At 26.0% G+C, this 20,520-nt stretch carries 16 protein-coding genes; 3 read left to right on the forward strand and 13 right to left on the reverse strand.

All coding sequences use genetic code 11. The annotated features are described in order from the left end of the window. Positions 1 to 2: 2 nt before the first annotated feature. The 5 genes from MBBAR_RS05150 to MBBAR_RS05170 form a co-directional block, all read right to left on the reverse strand. A complete protein-coding gene (locus MBBAR_RS05150) occupies positions 3 to 320 on the reverse strand; it encodes a nucleotide pyrophosphohydrolase (protein ID WP_080460224.1) in 318 nt (105 codons plus the stop codon). 118 nt (positions 321 to 438) lie between these two features. Continuing rightward, on the reverse strand, positions 439 to 1,368 hold the full coding sequence (locus tag MBBAR_RS05155) for a hypothetical protein (protein WP_080460225.1): 930 nt from the start codon (positions 1,366 to 1,368) through the stop codon (positions 439 to 441). Continuing rightward, the gene (locus MBBAR_RS05160; protein ID WP_080460227.1) at positions 1,368 to 1,781 is read right to left on the reverse strand and encodes a zinc-ribbon domain-containing protein; all 414 of its coding nucleotides are present in this window, start codon (positions 1,779 to 1,781) and stop codon (positions 1,368 to 1,370) included. The genes MBBAR_RS05155 and MBBAR_RS05160 overlap by 1 nt, the downstream gene beginning before the upstream one ends. Before the next feature lie 408 nt (positions 1,782 to 2,189). Further along, positions 2,190 to 2,999 carry a diphthine synthase gene (dph5, locus tag MBBAR_RS05165; protein WP_080460228.1) on the reverse strand — a complete coding sequence of 270 codons (810 nt, stop codon included), beginning with the start codon at positions 2,997 to 2,999 and terminating at the stop codon, positions 2,190 to 2,192. An 84-nt stretch (positions 3,000 to 3,083) separates the two neighbouring features. Further along, positions 3,084 to 5,279, reverse strand: a complete 2,196-nt coding sequence (locus MBBAR_RS05170; RefSeq protein WP_080460229.1) for a Tex family protein — start codon at positions 5,277 to 5,279, stop codon at positions 3,084 to 3,086. Positions 5,280 to 6,076: 797 nt separating this feature from the next. Here MBBAR_RS05170 and MBBAR_RS10625 point away from each other — a divergent pair. Continuing rightward, complete coding sequence (locus MBBAR_RS10625; protein WP_263640905.1) at positions 6,077 to 6,208, forward strand: hypothetical protein; 132 nt, start codon at positions 6,077 to 6,079, stop codon at positions 6,206 to 6,208. Between the two features lie 49 nt (positions 6,209 to 6,257). Here MBBAR_RS10625 and MBBAR_RS05175 read toward each other — a convergent pair whose 3' ends face one another. Next, a complete protein-coding gene (locus MBBAR_RS05175; RefSeq protein ID WP_080460230.1) occupies positions 6,258 to 8,420 on the reverse strand; it encodes a helix-hairpin-helix domain-containing protein in 2,163 nt (720 codons plus the stop codon). A gap of 112 nt (positions 8,421 to 8,532) precedes the next feature. After that, positions 8,533 to 9,768: a phenylacetate--CoA ligase family protein gene (locus tag MBBAR_RS05180; RefSeq protein WP_080460231.1), complete on the reverse strand. Its 1,236-nt coding sequence runs from the start codon at positions 9,766 to 9,768 to the stop codon at positions 8,533 to 8,535. Between the two features lie 411 nt (positions 9,769 to 10,179). Here MBBAR_RS05180 and MBBAR_RS05185 point away from each other — a divergent pair, with 411 nt between their 5' ends. Then, positions 10,180 to 11,250 carry a class I SAM-dependent methyltransferase gene (locus tag MBBAR_RS05185; protein WP_080460232.1) on the forward strand — a complete coding sequence of 357 codons (1,071 nt, stop codon included), beginning with the start codon at positions 10,180 to 10,182 and terminating at the stop codon, positions 11,248 to 11,250. 196 nt (positions 11,251 to 11,446) lie between these two features. Here the strand turns inward: MBBAR_RS05185 and MBBAR_RS05190 are convergent, their stop codons facing one another. Both MBBAR_RS05190 and MBBAR_RS05195 read right to left on the reverse strand, forming a co-directional pair. Continuing rightward, positions 11,447 to 13,480: a heavy metal translocating P-type ATPase gene (locus tag MBBAR_RS05190; protein WP_080460234.1), complete on the reverse strand. Its 2,034-nt coding sequence runs from the start codon at positions 13,478 to 13,480 to the stop codon at positions 11,447 to 11,449. Positions 13,481 to 13,602: 122 nt separating this feature from the next. Next, positions 13,603 to 13,875 carry a metal-sensing transcriptional repressor gene (locus MBBAR_RS05195; protein ID WP_042701709.1) on the reverse strand — a complete coding sequence of 91 codons (273 nt, stop codon included), beginning with the start codon at positions 13,873 to 13,875 and terminating at the stop codon, positions 13,603 to 13,605. Positions 13,876 to 14,282: 407 nt separating this feature from the next. Between MBBAR_RS05195 and MBBAR_RS05200 the strand changes: the two genes are divergently transcribed. After that, positions 14,283 to 14,909, forward strand: coding sequence for a DUF998 domain-containing protein (locus MBBAR_RS05200; protein WP_211272913.1), 627 nt, complete (start codon positions 14,283 to 14,285; stop codon positions 14,907 to 14,909). Positions 14,910 to 15,011: 102 nt separating this feature from the next. Here MBBAR_RS05200 and MBBAR_RS05205 read toward each other — a convergent pair whose 3' ends face one another. From MBBAR_RS05205 to MBBAR_RS05220, 4 genes are all read right to left on the reverse strand, one after another. Further along, positions 15,012 to 15,554 (reverse strand): DUF2115 family protein, encoded by a 543-nt coding sequence (locus tag MBBAR_RS05205; RefSeq protein WP_080460238.1) that lies wholly within the window; start codon positions 15,552 to 15,554, stop codon positions 15,012 to 15,014. Positions 15,555 to 15,806: 252 nt separating this feature from the next. Further along, positions 15,807 to 16,772, reverse strand: a complete 966-nt coding sequence (gene mtnA / locus MBBAR_RS05210) for an S-methyl-5-thioribose-1-phosphate isomerase (protein ID WP_080460240.1) — start codon at positions 16,770 to 16,772, stop codon at positions 15,807 to 15,809. Between the two features lie 318 nt (positions 16,773 to 17,090). Continuing rightward, positions 17,091 to 18,323: a trans-sulfuration enzyme family protein gene (locus MBBAR_RS05215; protein WP_211272914.1), complete on the reverse strand. Its 1,233-nt coding sequence runs from the start codon at positions 18,321 to 18,323 to the stop codon at positions 17,091 to 17,093. A 608-nt stretch (positions 18,324 to 18,931) separates the two neighbouring features. Continuing rightward, the coding region (locus MBBAR_RS05220) for an Ig-like domain-containing protein (protein ID WP_158082533.1) at positions 18,932 to 20,520 on the reverse strand (1,589 nt) is incomplete at its 5' end.

Consider the following 20,520-nt stretch of genomic DNA (forward strand, 5'->3'; position numbering starts at 1 on the left):
TATTATAATTTATTATATTTTTTAGAATTTCCTTTAGAGTTATCAAGAGGATATTTTTCATTATTTAAATCAATTTTATAATTAATAATATCATCAATATTAATATCTAATACATCAGCGAGATAAATACAATAGATTAATATATCTGCAAGTTCTTCAGTAACTTCTTTTTTATTAAAATCATTATTCCATTGAAAACACTCGAGTAATTCAGCTGATTCAATAGATATAGATTTAACCAAATTTTCAGGAGTGTGAAATTGTTTCCAGTTTCTTTCATCTCTAAATTCAATGATTTTATTAATTATATCTTTATCCATAAAAATCACTTTAAAGTCTACATTTAATACTTAATAAAGTTTATTCAAAATAATAATAAATTTGATTATTCATGCTTCTAAATTATTATATTTCACTATATGAATATTAAATAGGGCATTAATAACATATTTTACATGGGTCATAATGTTGTTTAGCATATGATAATGATACATACTCAATATGTTTCATATTACCATGTACCTGGTTGTGATATTTTTCCCCATATTTTGTTATTATTACTTCTCCTCCAGCTGATGTATCTGAATTATCTGATGCATAAGTTGAAGTGTTTGTTTCAACTGTTGGTTCTGGTTCCGGGGTTAATATTCTAACAATTGATAATGAATCAATACCTATCTTTTTACCAAGAACTTGAGATTCTGCTTTTATTTCAAAATCATTTTTATCATTTGGAATAGACAATTGATATTTAAATAATCCATTATTATCTGCAATTAATCTTATATTTTCAATGTTTAAATCAGATGATAAAATAGTTATATTAGCATTAGGATCAGTTTTACCAGAAACTGTCAAATAAGTATCATTATCCGTGAAATTTATATTATCTAAAGATAAGTAAGTAGTTGGTCTGTCTATATAGACATTAGTACTATTTTCTAATTTTCCAGTGACTATAGAACTTACAGCAATATTAACCTCTGTAACATTTTGAGGTATATTAATCTTATATTTAAAATTACCATTAGGATCTACATCAACAGAAACATTATTTAAATTAAGTTCATTAGAAGACAAGTGCACTGTCGAATTTATGTCAGTATTTCCACTAATTACATAATCTGTTTCATTAGCACCAATAGTAGCATCAACTGAATTCAAATATAAATTTGTTTCTGGTTCATAAAATATTGCACTAGAAATAGAACCAACAATAATTGACATAGCTATAATCGTTATAAGCCATGCAATAATAATTTTTCCCCATGAAGGTTTCTTAACCCCATTTTGATCAGTACTATGGAAATGTGAACTAAAATTTTTATCTTGATCATGGAATTTTTCCCTTAGTTCTTTAATTCCCATTATATCCCCTCATTATAAAAATAATTTCCATGATTCTCTTTTATGTATTTTGCATTTTTATATGCATCATATGTTGCATAAATAAGGAATAACAGAGCTAAAATTATGTTGATATATATTAAAATGATTAATATTACCACAAATGTTATACCTTTCAGTATTTGTCCATTATAAAATTGCCCCAAACAAAAAAGAAAGAATGTCAAAATTGCTGCTACAGAAGGATTTTTGTCATATCTAACTACAACATTGTTTTGATGCATATCTTTATCATCATTGATGTTCTTTTCTTCAGCTACTTTTTCTTTTGAAATATTCAATTCATTTCCACAATAGGAACAGAATTTATTTTCTCTATTTTTAATTTTTATCCCACATTTAGAACAAAAAATACTGGTTGTTTCATTGCCCATCATATCACCCTTTTATCATATATTTTCGTCTATTTTGTTTAGCTTATATTTTTTTCTATATGATTTTGAGCAAATCGCATTTTTTTATATAAATAGAGGTCGACTCACAATTATTTTTGTTCAATTAGTATATATACTAAAATGAATAATTTTTAAAAAATTTTATTATATAATATTTTGTTCAAAAATATTTCTAAATTTAGACTTTTGTTCATTGAATTTGTAATTATGAGTCATCCTCAAATATGCTTAAAAATAGTTATTATAATACTCATCTCAATTGGATATACTAATTTTTTGAATTTCAAAATTATGATATGACAAAAATATAGAATTTATTTATAAATATTATTAAGTGATATAGAATTTGTGAATATGTAATCTTATATAATAAAACACATCTTAAAACTAAATTTCATCTAAAATCTCACGAGGAGCCCCACAAACTTCTACCAAATACTCTGCTTCAACTATATGCAGTTTAGATGGAATAGCTATACAATGCAATGGTCCTCCAAAATCAAAATCAATCAATTCACCAATTTTATCTGCTCTAACAACAACATCTTTTGAGCCTACTCTAGCTATTCCTATAGCTAAGGTATTTTCATCAATAATAGCTTCATTATCTTTACCATTGGAAATTAAATCATCTTTAACTTTCATTAAATATTCAAGTCCTTGATTTACAGTCATATATCTATTTTTATGTGCTTGAATATCAAGTAAAACAAGAGTGTGAGCATCATTTAGTAAATTATTAGCTATTGCCATATAAGGAGATTGTGGGAAAAAGTTTTCATCTGGGAATGGGATTGTTGTAACTTTTCCAAATTTATAAGCCTGCAGCCCAGAAATTCCAGGAGCTGATGATAAAATAGATGATCCATGAATTACTTCTGTTTCAATTCCCTTTTTTTTAGCTTCTACTAAAAAATCTGTATGGGTGGTAGCTATTAGAGGATCTCCACCTGTTATTAAAGCTACATCTCGACCTTTAATAGCTTCTTTCATAAAAACATTTTCTTCTTCTACTTCATGACGATTTAATACTTTTATTTCTTTTCCTATAAGTTCTTCAATAGCTTTAAAACTGGATCCAAAAAGATGAGATGTAAAAAACTCTGCATAAACTATTTCTACTGATTTTAAAGCTTTTAATCCTTTAAGTGAAATATCTTTTTCATCGAATAATCCTAATCCTACAAAGTATAGCATAAAAAGTTCTCCTAAATCTTGAATATTTTGTCTTTAATCATTCCATAATCAGTTGCTAAAAGTTATTATTAACTAAAATTCATTTTAAATTATCATACTTAGCTGAATTCTTCTTCTTTCAACATCAACATCTGTTACTTTTACTTCAACTATATCTCCAACACTTACAATATCGAGGGGATGATTAACAAATTTATTTTCAACTAATTGTGAGATATGTACTAAACCATCTTGATGAACTCCAATATCTACAAAAGCACCAAAATCCACCACATTTCTTACTGTTCCCTCAAGAGCCATTCCTTCTTCAAGGTCTTCTATTTCAAGAGCATCTTTTCTAAGTATAGGTTGAGGCATGTTGTCTCTTGGATCTCTTCCTGGTTTTTTAAGTTCATTTATTATATCAATAAGGGTTACTTCACCGATATCTAATTCATTAGCTAAATCCTTAAAATCATTACTAGTTAGATTATTTAATTTTTCAAAATGAATCTTTTTAAGGTCTTCATGAGTAGCTTTAAAGTCATTTAAATTGTATCCTAAATTCTTAATTAGCTTTTCAGTGGCTTTATATGATTCTGGGTGAACTGTTGTAATATCAAGTAGATTTTTTGATCCATAGACCTTTAAAAATCCTGCAGATTGTTCAAATGCTTTTGGACCTAGTTTAGATACTTTAAGGAGTTTTTTTCTACTTTTAAAAGCTCCTTCCTCTTCACGATACTTAATTATATTTTTAGCTATAGTAGAGCTTATTCCTGAAACATATTGAAGAAGAGCAATTGATGCAGTATTTAAATCTACTCCTACATTATTAACTGCTTTTTCTACTACACTTTTTAATGATTCTCCCAATTTTTTCTGATTCATATCATGTTGATATTGTCCTACTCCAATAGATTTAGGATCGATTTTTACTAGCTCTGCAAGGGGATCTTGTAAACGTCTTGCTATTGAAACTGCACTACGCTCCCCAACATTAAAATCTGGAAATTCTTCTGTAGCTAATTTGCTTGCTGAATAAACTGATGCTCCTGCTTCATTTACAATTACATATTGAACATCGGTTCCTTTTATTATGTCTATAATTATTTCTTCAGATTCTCTTGATGCTGTTCCATTTCCTAAAGCTATGATATCAATATTATATTCACGAATAAGCTCTAAAACTCTCTTTTTAGACTCAACAACTTTATTTTGAGGTTCAGTTGGATATATTATATCAGTAGTTAATACTTTCCCAAATCCATCTACTACAGATAACTTACATCCTGTTCTGAATGCTGGATCCCATCCTAATACAACCTTATTTTGAATTGGTCCTTGCATAAGTAACTGTTCAAGGTTTTTTGAAAATACTAAGATGGATTTTTCTTCAGCTGTTTCTGTTAAAGAAGTTCTAATTTCCCTTTCAATTGATGGTGCTATAAGTCTTTTATATGAATCAAGTACAGTTTCTTCAATTAATTCTTTAGTATATTCATTATACTCTGGTTTTATTTTTTCAAAATTATCATTAGAATGATCAATGAGCATGCGTCTATTTAAGTATTCTATAATATCATCAACTGGAGCATTGATTTTAATTTTTAATAGTTTTTCTTTTTCTCCACGATTAATAGCTAAAATCCTATGAATAGCTATATTATTTATTTTTTCATTATATTCATAGTACATTTCATATTCAGAAGATTTTTCTTTATCTTTAGCTTCAATTGATAAATCACCAGTTTTAAATGTAACTTCTCTAATAGACTTTCTAAAATCAGCATTATCAGAAATAATCTCAGCTATTATATCTTTTGCTCCTTGAATAGCTTCTTCAATTGTAAAAACTTCTTTTTCTTCTGATAAATACTTTTTAGCTATTTCATGAATTGAAACTTCTGTTTTTTGCTCTAAAATTATATTAGCTAAACTTTCAAGACCTTTTTCTTTAGCTATTGTAGCCCTAGTTCTTTTTTTAGGCTTAAATGGGCGATAAATATCTTCTACTTCGACTAAAGTATCTGCTTTTTTTATAGATTCTTTTAAATCAGTAGTTAGTTTTCCTTGCTCTTCTATTGATTTAAGAACCTTTTCTTTTTTTTCCTGAAGATTTCTTAAGTATGCTAATCTTTCTCCAAATTTTCTTAGTATTTCATCATCAAGAGAACCAGTAGCTTCTTTACGATATCTAGCTATAAAGGGTATTGTATTTCCTTCATCTATAAGTTTTATAGTAGCTTCAGTTTGCCATTCTTTGATATTTAATTCGTTTGATAAAGTTCTAGTAATCATTAAATTATAATCTCCTACAATTTAAGATATTCTAAATAGATATAAGACCTAAATAGATATCAGAATAGATAAATAAATAGAAATTAAATACTAAATATTAAATATTAGATAAATAGATATTAGATATTAGATATTAGATATTAGATATTAGATATTAGATATTAGATATTAGATATTAGATATTAGATATTAGATATTAGATATTAGATATTAGATATTAGATATCAAAATTATATATTTTAAATGTTATTATTAATAATAAGCTGTTTTTTGCTATTTTTTAGATATTATGTATTTATTATGTATTTTAAATATTATATTATTAATAATAAATTTATATTCATTTTATTAATTATTTAAAGTTAGTATTTAGATTTAATATTTAATAAGATTATTTATATTGAAATATTATTAATATTAATATTATTAATATTAATAATTATTAATAAATATTAAAATTAAAACTCTTGAGGTTTTTATAAATACTAAAATAATTCTACTAAATTATGAATTATTTTATAATTAATTCTATTTCTATGAAAATTATCTATTTCCAAAATATTCCATATTAAACATATATCTATAAATATAAAGAGTAATATAAATAAAATAAAAAAAGTAAGTATTCGCTTTTTACACTTGAATTAAATTCAAATAATTAAATTCAAATAATTGGATGCAAATGATTAAATTTAAATAATAAATTTATGATTTTTTATGAATTTCAATGAAATAAAAAGATTATAAAGATTATAAAGATTATAAAATATTTAAAAATATAAATGAAGGAAATATAAATGGAAAAAGATAAAAAAAAGAAAAATAATGAAGTTAATGAAACTAATAAATTTAACGAAATTATTGGAAAAATCGTTTATATTATAATAATATTAATATGTATAAGTGGTATTATTATGTCTATTATATAAAAACAATAGTTTATAAATTTAAATAATAAAAAATAGAGAAAGTTAAAAATCAATCATCCACAATAGTCAATTGAATCCTATTTCTTTCAATATCTAACTCAATAATTTGAACTTTCAGAATATCTCCAACATTTAAAATGTCAGTTGGATGATTAACAAATTTACCATTCCCCATATTTGAAATATGAATTAAACCATCATTATAAACACCAATATCAACAAAAGCTCCAAAATCAACCACATTCCTTACTGAACCATCTAAAATCATGCCCTTTTTAAGTTTTTCCATTGATAAAGTATGTGATCTTAATATAGTCTGTGATCTTTGGTCTCTTGGATCTCTTAAAGGATATTTAAGTTGAATAATAATATACATTAAGGTTCCTTCATCAATATCAAACTGTTTAGCTAATTTTTTAAGGTTTAAATTATCAAATGAAAGATTTCCTGAAAAAATATCATCTACTTTACATCCTAATTCTTTTAATATTTTAAATGTAGCCCCATAATATTTAGGATGAATTCTTGTAACATCTAACAAATTATCCGATGAAAAAACCTTTAAAAAACCTGCACATTGATCAAAAATATTATCATCAATTCCTTCAACTTTTAAAAGCTCATTTCGACTAGTGAAAACACCATTTTCTTCCCTATATTTTATAACATTATTAGCAATAGCTGAATCTAAACCAGAAACATAAACCAAAAGAGATATAGATGCAGAATTTACATCAACACCAACATCATTAACAACTTTTTCAATAACATTTTTTAAAGATTCAGTTAAATATTTTTCATCAATATCATGTTGATATTGACCAATACCAATAGATTTAGGATCAACTTTAACAAATTCTGACAAAGGATCTTGTAATCGTCTAGCTATTGAAATAGCTACCCTATATTGATTTTCAAAATCAGGTAATTCCATTAGTCCAAAAATGCTTTTAGAATAATCAGAGGCACCTGCTTGATTCACAATAGCATATTTAACATCAGTATTTTTTATAATATCCGATATTATGTTTTCAAATTTTTTAGAATCATAAATACTTCCTAAAGCTATAATATCTATATTATATTTATTTATTAAATTTAAAACTTTATTTTTAGCTTCATCAAGATGATTTTGAGACCCTATTAAATTAATTTGATCAGTAGCTAATACATCTCCAGTTTCATCAACGATAGCTAGTTTAGAACTAGAATATGTAGAAGGATTCCATCCTAAAACTATTTTATCTCTAATAGGTCCTCTCATTAATAGATTCTCTAAATTTTTTGAGAAAGTATTTATAGAGCTATTTATTGCTTTTTTAGTTAAACAATTCCTAATATCTTTTTCAATTGAAGGAGCTATTAAATCTCGATATGAACTTAAAATAGCTTCTTTTAATAAATCTTTTGTGAATTTATTATAAATTTCACTATAATCTTTAGATTTATCGATTAATATATGCCTATTTAGATAACTTATTATCTCATTTTCAGGGGTTTTAATTTTGACTTTTAGAAAACCTTCTTCTTCTCCCCTATTAATAGCTAATATCCGATGATTAGCCATATCGATTAGTTTTTCATTATGTTCATAGTACATTTCATAAGGAGACTCTGCATTTTTATCAGTTGCTTTAACTATAATCTCCCCATCTTCATAAGAGATTTTTCTAATCAATGGCCTAAATTCTGGATTATCAGCTATAACTTCAGTTATAATATCAATAGAGCCTAAAATAGCTTTTTCAACAGTTAATTTGTTTGGATTATTATTGTTTTTAGACAAGTATTCTTTAACAACCTCAAAGATAGGAGCTTCTATTTTCTGTTCTAAAATAATCATAGCTAAATCTTCAAGCCCATTTTCTTTAGCTATTGCACCTTTTGTCCTATCTTTAGGAGAAAAAAGTCTATTGATATCATTCAAATTTCTTAAATTTTTAGCATTGGAAATTTTTTTATCCAATTCATCTGAAAACTTGTTCTGTTCTTTTATACTTTTGATTAATTCTTTTTTTACTTTTTCAAGAGTTTTAAGACGTTTATAATTTTCAATAAGTTTTCTCACTGTTTCATCATCAAGAGATCCTGTTTCTTTCTTTTTGTATCTAACAATGTAAGGTATAGAATATCCTTTATTAATAAGATTTATAACTTCTTCAACTTGCCAATCAAAAAGATTTAAGTTTTTAGATATTGTGTTTACAATCATAAATAATCTCCTATAATTATATAACTATTTATATAACTATTTATACAATTATTAGTAAAAATTATATAAATTTAAAAATATTGCAGATAAATTAGCATAAAAATCTAAAAAATCAATATCTATTATCAAATATTCTAGTTGATTTTTTCTCATTTCGAGGGAGATCTCCAATATTTACTGGCTTGACCTGAATTTTAATCCCTATATCATTTTTAAATTGTTCTTGAATTTCTCTTTCTAATTCATATTTGTTAAAATCAGTTTTAACCTCAACAAACAATGTACAGATATCTCTTTCATTTAAATGGTCAATCATAAATTGATATTCACTAGAAGCACCATCAATTTTAGCTAAAACATTGTCAATTTGACTAGGAAAAATATTTACTCCTTTTACTTTAACCATATCATCAGTTCTTCCAATTAAAATATCTATTCTTGGATATTTACTACCACACTCACAAACACCAGGAATAATGCGAGTTAAATCATGAGTACGGTATCTTATAAGAGGAGCTCCTTCTTTTTTTAAAGTAGTTATTACTAACTCACCCACTTCTCCATCTGGGAGAACTTCCCCTGTTTTCGGATCAATGATTTCAAAATAGAGATAATCATCCCATAGGTGCATTCCTGATTCGTATTCACAGCTAATTCCAATTCCAGGGCCATATATTTCAGTTAAACCATAAATATCATAAAGTTCAACTCCTAATTCATTAGCTATGCGCTTACGCATTTTTTCTCCCCATCTTTCAGAACCAATGATCCCTTTTTTAAGATGGATTTGATCATTAATATCTCTTTTAGATATTTCTTCAGCTAAAAGAAGTGCATAAGAAGAAGTTGCACAAAGAACAGTGGATTTTAAATCTATCATCATTTTTAGTTGTTTACCTGTGTTTCCTGGACCCATAGGTATACTCATTGCCCCTAATCTTTCAGCACCACTTTGAAATCCAATACCTGCAGTCCATAAACCATAACCTGGAGTAATATGTATTATATCTTTATCAGTAACTCCAGCCATCTCATAACATCTTTTAAACATAATAGTCCAATCTTCAACATCTTGAGCAGTATAAGGAATTATTACAGGAGTTCCAGTTGTTCCAGATGATGAATGAATCCTAACAACTTCTTCATCAGGAACTGTTTGTAATCCAAGAGGATAAGCTTCCCTCAAATCATTTTTATCAGTGAAAGGTAATTTTTCAAAGTCTTCCTGAGTTTTAATTAATCTACTATATTTAAACTTATCTCTATAAAAATCTTTTTTGTAGTTAGCTTTTTTTAGTCTCATTAATTGTTTATTTATTAGTTTCAACTGATATTCATTTAGTTTCATTATATTTATCTCTCATTTGTTTTTCTAAATTCTCTATCAAATGTTTTTATATTTTATATATTGGATTTTAAAGATTAAACTAATTATATGTTAATTTCTAAACTAAATAATATTTATCATTCTAAACTACATATTATTTATTATTTTTTAAAATTTATTATTTTTCAAAACATGATTTTTAAATATATAAAAATAAATAAAAAATATCTAATAAATTATTTAAAAACAAAATAAAATCTATTTTTTATTCTTTATAAATTAAAATTAAATAAAATAAAAATAATAAATTATATACAAGATTTTCAAAATAAAATAGCCAATTAAATATGCAAAGATATAATATAAAATATTAAAACAATTAGCAATACTATTAAAATAATTTAACCCCTCTTTATTTAAATAAGTGATATTATGTTAACAATTAAAGTTCCATTAAAACATATAGAAGAAGTTCGTGAAATACTAATGGAAACAGAAATCATATCAAGAAACTACAAGATTCTTACTGAGAATAATTTTGGTTATATTCCAATAAATAAAGAAATAGTCAATGTTAAACTTAAAGGAAATATTGAAAAAGAATTAAAAAAAAATACAAAAGAAAAAATCCATTTTGAGATAGTTGATAAAGATTTAAAAGAAGTCAAAAAGAAACCTAGAAGTCTTACTGAACATCTTAAAGGAAAGCTAACAGAAAAAGAAATTGAAGATTTAAAAACTTCCTTTGATATAATAGGAGATACTGTTATTCTTGAAATACCTGAAGATTTAGAAGATCAGAAGAATGTCATTGGAAATGCAGCACTTGCATTTACAGGACGAAAATCTGTTTTTATGAAAAAAAGTGCAGTTGAAGGAGTAACAAGAACACGAAAATTAGAACTTATAGCTGGAGAAGATAGTTACGAAACAATACATAAAGAACATGGAGCTAGGCTTAAATTAGATGTTAAAAAAGTTTATTTTTCACCCAGATTAGCTACCGAAAGAAAAAGATTAGCTAAACAAGTGAAAGATGGAGAAATTATTTTAGATATGTTTGCAGGAATTGGACCATTTCCAATTCTAATAGCAAAGGAACATGAAGTAGATATTTATGCAACCGATATTAATAAAGAAGCTATAAAATACATGAAAAATAATATAGAAATTAATAAGCTCAAAGGAAAAATACGCCCTATTTTAGGAGATATAAACAAAATAGCTGAAGAAAAATTTATAAAAGAAAATATAAGATTTGATAGAATTATAATGAACTTACCAGGAACTGCAAAAGACTTTTTAGAGTTAGCTATGTCACTTGTTAATAATAAAGGGATTATTCATTATTACGAATTTTCTGATGGGTATGAATCAGCTATTAAAAGAATAGAAAAAATAGCTAAAAAGCAAAATAAAAGTTTTAAGATTTTAAATACTCGTAAAGTGAAATCAAGTAGCCCAAAAGAGTGGCATATCGTTGTTGATGTCCAAATACGATAATATACTATAATATACTATAATATACCATAATATACTATAAGATAATGTAAGATAATATAATCTATTATAATATATTAAAATATACTATAATATTATGATATTTATACATCCTATAAAATATATCCATACATCCTATAGAATATATCCTATGAATATTATACATATATCCCCGAATAACCTATGACATCCTATGATTCTATGATATTCCACCAGATTTCCATTTTAATAGAAGTGAGGAATATATAACAACCAATACAGAACCAACATTATGAACTAGTGCACCAGTAATAGGATCTAAAATACCTAACATTGCTAAGATTATAGCTATAAAATTTAAGCCAAGAGATATTATTATATTAATATTAATTGTTTGCATTACTTTTTTTGAAATTCCTAAAAGATGAGGTATTGACTTAATGTCATCTCCAACAAGTGCTATATCAGCTGCATCAACTGCGATATCACTGCCAATTCCCCCCATAGCTATTCCAACATGGGCTTTTTTAAGTGAAGGTGCGTCATTTACACCATCTCCAACCATAGCCACAAGTTCATTTTTTATATCTTGATAACCATCGATGACTTTCATTTTTGTTTCAGGAAGACAATTATAATACAATTGATCAATTCCTACTTGATCTGCCATATGTTTAGCTGGTTTTTCAGTATCTCCAGTTAAAAGAACAGGATCCAGATCAAGTTTTTTAATATTATTAATAGTTTCTTTTGCATCTTCCCTTAAAGAATCTCCTAAAACTAAAGCTCCTCTAAAACTATTACTAATAACAATATAAATAATAGTAGCTCCACTATCAATAAATGATAGAAGATTATTTTTTACCCATAATTGATCAATTTCAACATCTGATTTAGAAATTAAAAGTTCTTCATTTCCAGCTAAAACTTCTTCACCATTAACCAATCCTTTAACACCTTTTCCAATGATCATTTCAAAATTATCTACATTCAAAAAGGTTGTACCATTATTAACAGAGCCCTTTGAATCATTATTATCCCTATTTAAATTCTTATAATAATTAACAATAGATTTTCCAAGAGGATGTTCGGATTTATTTTCTAATGAAGCTAATATTTTTATTAGAGAGTTATTATCCATATTTCCATTATTTGAATCATTGGATTTAAATTTATTATCTATATTATCATTAGATGGTTTATAAGATCCATATTGATTATTTATATTATCATCAATTGCTTCATCAGATTTATATTCAATAAGATCAAGAACTTCAGGTTTACCATAAGTCAAAGTCCCAGTTTTATCAAAAAGAATATTTTTAATTTTTGATAAACGTTCAAGAGCATCTCCTTCTTTAATTAATACTCCATATCTAGTTAAATTCCCAATAGCTGCAACAATAGCTGTTGGAGTAGCTAAAACAAGAGCACATGGACAAAATACAACCAAGACTGTAACGGACCTAATTATCTCACCTGTGAGGAAATAAGTGCCAATTGCAGCTGAAAGTGCAATCACAACAATCCAAGTGGCCCATTTATCAGTAAGCCTGACAATCTTAGATTTATCAGCATCAGCTGATTCAACTAAGTCAATCATTCTTTGAAGAGAGCTATCTTTTCCAATTTTAGTTGCTTTCATAACAAAAGAACCAAACTGATTTACAGTTCCACTGAAAACTTCATCTCCCTTAATTTTATCTATTGGAACTGGTTCTCCAGTCATAACTGATTGATCAATTGAAGTTTCTCCACTAACAAGTTCCCCATCAACAGGAATAGTTTCTCCAGGTAAGACTTGAATCAAATCACCAATTTCAACTTTTTTAGCATCGATAATTTCTTCATTGTTAACCCCATTTTTATTAGAAATTCGTCTAGCTGTTCTTGGTGTTAAGTGAACTAATTTTTCAATTCCTGCTCTAGATCTAGCTACAGTAAACTCTTCTAAAAGTCCACCTATAGCCATAATAAAAGCTATTTCACCTGCAGCAAATATTTCACCGATAATAATAGAAGCTATAAGTGCAATAGAAACAAGAAGGTCTGCTTTTATATCAAACTCTGTAACTAAGCCAACAACTGCATCTTTAATAATTGGTAATCCACAAAGTAAAATCGCTATCCAAGATAAATCGATTGGACCAATGGTGAATATTTTAAAAAAACTTAATATCAAAGCTATAGCTGAAACAATAAGAAAAATTACTGATTTTTTTTCTTCATATATAAAGCTATTTTTATTTTCCATTTTTAAAACTCCAATAATTATTTATTGAAAACAATTTATTGAAAACAATTTTATACCTCATAGGCATAGGGGTATAGGTATAGATAATAAATAAAAAAAATATATAGATAAATATGAGATTACTAAAGTCTTGAAAAGTATTCTATAGCTTTTGTAAAATCTTTAATCGTTTGTTCAGAATCTCCAGTTTCAATTCCCTCTTTAACACAATGATTAAGATGACCTTCAAGAACAATTTGTCCAACTTTGTGTAATGCAGATTTTGAAGCATTAATTTGCATTATAATATCTTCACAAGGAACATCTTCATCAATCATCCGATCAATAGCATTCAATTGCCCAATAATCTTTTTTAATCTTCGATGAAGGTTATCAGAATCCATACATTTTTTCATTTTTAATCACCAAATAATAATTATCTATATCAAAAATACTTCTTATAGAAATAATAATATTTATAACAATAATAATTATTAAGATTTATTAATTTAATTGTTAAATTACTAATTTAATTGTTAAATTACTTTTTTAATAAATCGGTTTTTATATTACACCTATATCAATTCTATTTAAAATTTTAAGTTAAAATTCTAAAATCATATATATAAAATCCTATATAAAATATTTACATAAAATACTTATATAAAATACCTATAGGGGTATAAGTATAATTATTAATAATAATTATATTTAAATGTTTTCATAAAAATCTAAAAAGTTTCATATTGTTATAAAGAAAATAATAAATATAAAAAAAGCTAGAAAAAATATAATGAACATAAAATTACTACAAGCTTTTGGAATGGTAAGTGTAATTTTTTATTTTATTCATGTTTTCTTAGGGCAAGCTCTTTGGAAAGAATATAATCCCATAACAACCGATATAAGCTCATTAACAGCTGTAGGGTCACCAAATGCAGAATTAATTGGGATTTTCACACTAATATATGGTATATGTGCAGTTATATTTGCAATAGGAATCGTGAGAGAATCTTTTAATAAGAAATATAGCCACATTACTAAATTAGGATTTATATTCCTATTAGCTATGACAATAATATCACTTATAGGATATGCACTATTCCCCTTGTCTCCAGATAAAGCTGCACTAAACTTTCAAAACATAATGCATATTATTATAACTGGAATAACAGTACTTCTTACAATATTATTTTTGTTCTTTATAGGAATTGGTTTTATAAAAAAAGAGAAATTTATAAAATTAGGAAAAATATCAATAATAACAGCCATCCTAATAATCATATTTGGAACTTTAAACCCAATTTCAGTAGCATTAGACTTGAATATTCTAGGATTAACTGAAAGGCTTGTTGTTTTCACATTAGAGATATTTATATTCTTTTTATCATTTATATATACATTTAATATAGAATCATTTTTAAGTAAAAATAAGAATATTTCTAATTAATAAAATATTTTTAACTAAAAAATGTTTTTATAATTAAAACTTTTAAAATATTAATATTTTTAAAATATTAATCATATTCCAATCTTAAAAAATTCTTTAAAATTAATCTTCTTTACAAACACAAAAAACACATAACGAATTTGGGTTATTAATCTGTTTTTTCTTAGCAGGACAAAAAAATTCTCCATTTTCATCCCTTACTTTTAAATTTTCACCAGGAAAGGTGGTTCCAACAGGATGAATTGGTTTTTTAATTAAAAAAGAAGAATATAATGTGACTAATATTGAAATTAAGTTAAACTTGTCTTCTCCTTTATATAGGTTGTCATAATTCAAAAATTTAGTAATATTAGAAATAGCTTTATTAAATTTATTTTTATCAATTTTAGTATGATAAACATTATTATCTCTTTTTATTTCATTTATTCTAAGTAATTGAGAAAGTATAGATTCAGTATAATGGTCTTTATACTTATCTTGAATATGTCTAAAGTCATCTCTAAGAAATGTACTCATACCCATAATTGTATTGATAGAAACATTCTTAGATTCTTCCTTTAGAATCTTAAAAAGATCCATAGCTTCAATAGAATCATTTTCTCCTAATTTTTTTAACTTATTTAATAATTGTTCTGTTTCATTCATATAACACCATTATTCCTACAATATTCATATAACCCTATTATTCATATAATTCCATTCATATAACCCTATTATTCATATAACTCTATTCATATAACTCTATTCATATAACTCTATTCATATAACTCTATTTCTATAACTCTATTTCTATAATCTCTATTAACCCAATATTCATATAAATCAATTATTCCAATAATACTATTATTCATATAATACCTTTTATAAATGAGATAGTTTTTTTATCAAATATACAATTTATTCATACTTTAATTTTTGAAAAAATTCTTTAAAATTGTCCAAATCAATTATTCCTTTTTCAGTAATTACACCAGTGATTAAATCTTTTGGAACAATGTCAAATGCAGGATTTCTAACCTCAGTTCCCTTTGGACAGATACGACATCCCCCATAATGAGTTACCTCTTCAGAACCCCTTTCTTCTATTTCTGTATCATAAATTGAAATTTCACGATCAAAAGTACTGAGAGGAGCTGCAACATAAAAAGGAACATGGAAACGTTTAGCAGCTAGCGCCACCATTAAAGATCCAATTTTGTTAGCTATACCATCATGAGCTACTCTATCTGCACCAATAACAACCTTATTAATCTCATTTTGTTGCATCAAATAACCTGCAGCTACATCAGGAATTAATTTTACAGGAATGTCTTCTTGTTGCATTTCCCAAACACTAAGACGAGCTCCTTGACCAAGAGGACGAGTTTCATCACAAATAACATTAATATCTTTACCTTCATTAAAAGCAGACCTAACAACACCGAGAGCAGTACCATAATCAACACAAGCTAAAGCCCCAGCATTACAATGAGTTAAAATAGTATCTCCATCAGATATAATTTCAGCACCATGCCTACCAATAGCTAAATTAGTTTCAATATCCTCTTTATACATTTCTAAAGCTTCATCAAGAAGATTATCACTAGAAAGTACCCTATCAACAGCCCAAAAAAGGTTGATAGCTGTTGGCCTAGATGCTTTTATTTCTTTAGCTACTTTTTCTAAATCTTCACCTGCAATATTCCCAAGAACCATTCCAAAAGCAGCAGCTACACCAATAGCAGGAGCTCCACGAACAACCATTGTTTTAATAGCTAATATAACATCTTTATAAGTTTTACATTCAAAGTAAGTTAAATCATCAGGTAATTTAGTTTGATCTATGAGTATTAACTTGTTATCTTTCCATTCCATCGTTTTCATAATGATACCTACCAAATAATAATCTAATTAACATTAATAAATATTATTATAGTTTACACCACTAATAAAATTTTCATTTATACAATTTTATGAAATAAAAAAATAAAAACAAAAATTGAAATAAAAAATTAAAGAATAATAGAAAGTAAAAGATAAAGAAAGAAAATATAAATTAAAGAAAATATAAGCTAAAAAATATAAACTAAAGAAAATTTAATCTAAAAACTAAAGAAAAACTAGAAAAACTAAAGAAAAGCTAAATAAAAGCTAAAAAAAAGCTAAAAAAAGGTAAATAAAAACTAAATAAGAGAATAAAACCTATAAAATACCAGTTTTAATTAAAGCTTGATTAATATCATTAATCAAATCATTCGAATCTTCTAAACCAACACTAAAACGGAAAAATCCATTGTTAAACTCTTCTGGATATAAATATTGCCTTTCATCATCTTCACCAATAAAAACAATTAAACTTTCATCATGACCAAGAGAAACAGCTGATGTAATTATATTTAAATTACTAACAAACTCATTATGTTTATCATGACTTGTATCTAATCCAAAGGATAAAACACCACCAAAACCAGAACCCATTTGTTTAACTGCAATATCATGATTGTTATGAGAATTTAATCCAGGGTAAGCTACGAAAGTGACAATAGATAAGCTTTCTAAAAATTTAGCTATTTTTAAAGCATTTTTATTATGTTGTTCCATTCTTAAAGGAAGAGTTACAGCACCTCTCATTATAAGCCATGCATTAAAAGGACTTATTGTTCCACCAAGATTAACTTGAGAGTCTCTTCTTATTATATCCAAATACTCAGCTTTTCCAGATATTGAACCACCCATAGAATCTCCATGACCATTAATATATTTAGTAAGACTCTCAATTGAAAAATCTGCACCCAGTTCAATGGGTCTTTGATTATAAGGAGAAGCTAAAGTATTATCAACTGAAACAAGTATATCATTTTCATGAGCTATTTTAGCAATTTCTGAAATATCAACAATAGATAATGTTGGATTTCCTGGAGTTTCAATATGAATTAATTTAGTATTATCCTTTATTGCAGATTTAACATTTGCAATATCTCTAGTATCTACAATAGTAGTTTCAACTTTAAATTTTTTATTAAATAACTCATTTAAAAGCCTGTAAACTGCGATATATGTAACATTTGAAAATATCACATGATCTCCAGTTTCTAAAAGAGAAAAAAACAAACCAGATAATGCTGCAACTCCACTTGAAAGTACAATACAATCCTCAGCATTTTCAAGAGAAGCTATCCTTTTTTCTAAGTACTTTTGATTTGAACCACCATTTCTTGTGTAAATATTATCATCAACACCACTCCAATTTAAAACACTTGGATCATGAGGTAATTTATAGCTATTAGCCATAGTTATAGGTCTTTTAATAGCATTTGTATCTTTATCAATATCATTTCCAATATGAACAGCTCTTGTTTGGAAACTTAGCTTCTTATTGTTTATTTTATCAGTTATTTCATTCTTTATTTGTTTTTTATTATTTTTCATTATCATAATTAAACATCAAATTCAATTTATTTTTAAAATAATTATTCAATATAACAATAGTTATATTTTTTATTAAATATATTTTTCGTTATATTCATGGTTATTCCTAAACTTTTATAACTAAAAATATTAACTTGTTTTAATACTCAAAATTATTCAGCAACAAAAAGAATTGAAAATCAAAACTAGCTTTAGATTACTGTTATTTTATTCTTTTTTCCAATTACTTATTTTTACTTTATTTCCACATTTTAATTAATATTTAGCAATCCAACTATGCTTTAAATAATAGCTTTATAATGAATTATATTAGTGTTCATAAAATTAATATGTTATTCATTGTTTAATGGGGGGTTGGGGTTGGGTTGGGGTTGGGTGGAAGAGTTGTTTTTGTTATTTTATAATAAATAGAAGTAAAAATTTAAGATGATCCGAATCAAGATTAAAAAATATTAAAATATCTCAAATCCAAAAAAAGTTTAATATTATCCTATTTAGTGTAAATATTAACAAACATCAAGATAAAAAAAAAAGATAAAAAAATATATAGAATAAATTTCTCTTTGAAATAAAAAAAGGATATAAAAATAATATCCTTGAAAAAGTTTTTAATTTTATTTTTTCCTATAAATTAAACCTAAGCCACTTAATAAAAATACTAAGATGGGCATTATTGGTATTCCTGTATTTTTCATAGTAGCTATTGCTACTGGATTATCACTTGTATCATTTTCAGTATTATTAGTACTATTAGTATTGTTAGTATTATTAGTTTTATTATTGTTGTTGTTTTTGGTTTCAAATTCAGCAAATGCTAGATTACTAAAGTAATTTTCATTATCTGATAAAGCTGTAATCTTATGTTTACCAGGTGTAAGTTTAGAATTGGGTATATGGAATATTCCAACTCCATCAGAGTCTGTTATCACAGATCCTATGTATTTACCATCTAATTCAACGTCAACTTTATAATCTGGTATGGTATCACCATCTTCATCAACTACTTTAACAATCAAATCAACAGAACCATTCTTATTTTCATTAATAGTAACATTAACAAAGCTTTCACCTTTTTTAACATCAAAACTAGTGCTGTTAGTGAAACCTAAATATTTAGTATCACCATTGAAATTAAGTACAACTGTAGTTTTTCCAATGCTTTTGGGTTTATAAGTTAAATACCAGTAACCATTGTAATTGGTTTTCACTAAATGTTTTTTACCATCAATAGTGATTTCTAATTCACTATCAGCTATTTTATTATCTTCCTCATCGAGAAGAACACCACTTATAACAGTAGTTTTCCCTATTCTAAAATCACCTGAAATATCAATACTAGAATATGTAGCTAACTTAGTAACAGTAAAGTTAGTATTATTGGTAAAACTAGTATAATTATCATTACCTTCCCAAGTAACATTAATAGTAAAGTCACCAGCATAAGTTGGAGTGTAATTAAGATTCCAACTACCATTATCAGCAGTTGTTACATTAAAGTTTTCACCATCAATAATAACAGTAATAGTAGTATTAGCTATTGGATTACCATTTTCATCAGATAAAACACCATCAATTATTATAGAATCTCCAACCTTAACATCACTAGGAATATTAATAGAAGAATTAACACCATTCTTAGCCACTAAAAAGCTAGTCACATTAGTAAAACTAGTATAATTCTCATTACCAACATAACTAACAGTAACAGTTATGTTTCCAGTACGATTAGTTGTGTAATTAAGACTCCAACCACCAGTAAAATTAATAATAACATCATCATAAACATTACCATCAACACTAACAGTCAAAGAATCAGAGCCATTACCAACATAACCAACAAGCTCACCAGAAATAGTAACATTATCACCAATACTTACAGTTTCAGGATTAACAACAATACTAGAATTAGTATCATTCAAAATCACAGTAAAACTACTTGCATTAGTAAAACCAGTATAATTCTCATTACCAACATAACTAACAGTAACAGTTATGTTTCCAGTACGATTAGTTGTGTAATTAAGACTCCAACCACCAGTAGAATTAATAATAACATCATCATAAACATTACCATCAACACTAACAGTCAAAGAATCAGAGCCATTACCAACATAACCAACAAGCTCACCAGAAATAGTAACATTGTTGCCAATATTTACAGTTTCAGGATTAACAACAATACTAGAATTAGTATCATTCAAAA

It is taken from the genome of Methanobrevibacter arboriphilus JCM 13429 = DSM 1125, assembly GCF_002072215.1.
Lineage (GTDB): Archaea > Methanobacteriota > Methanobacteria > Methanobacteriales > Methanobacteriaceae > Methanobinarius > Methanobinarius arboriphilicus.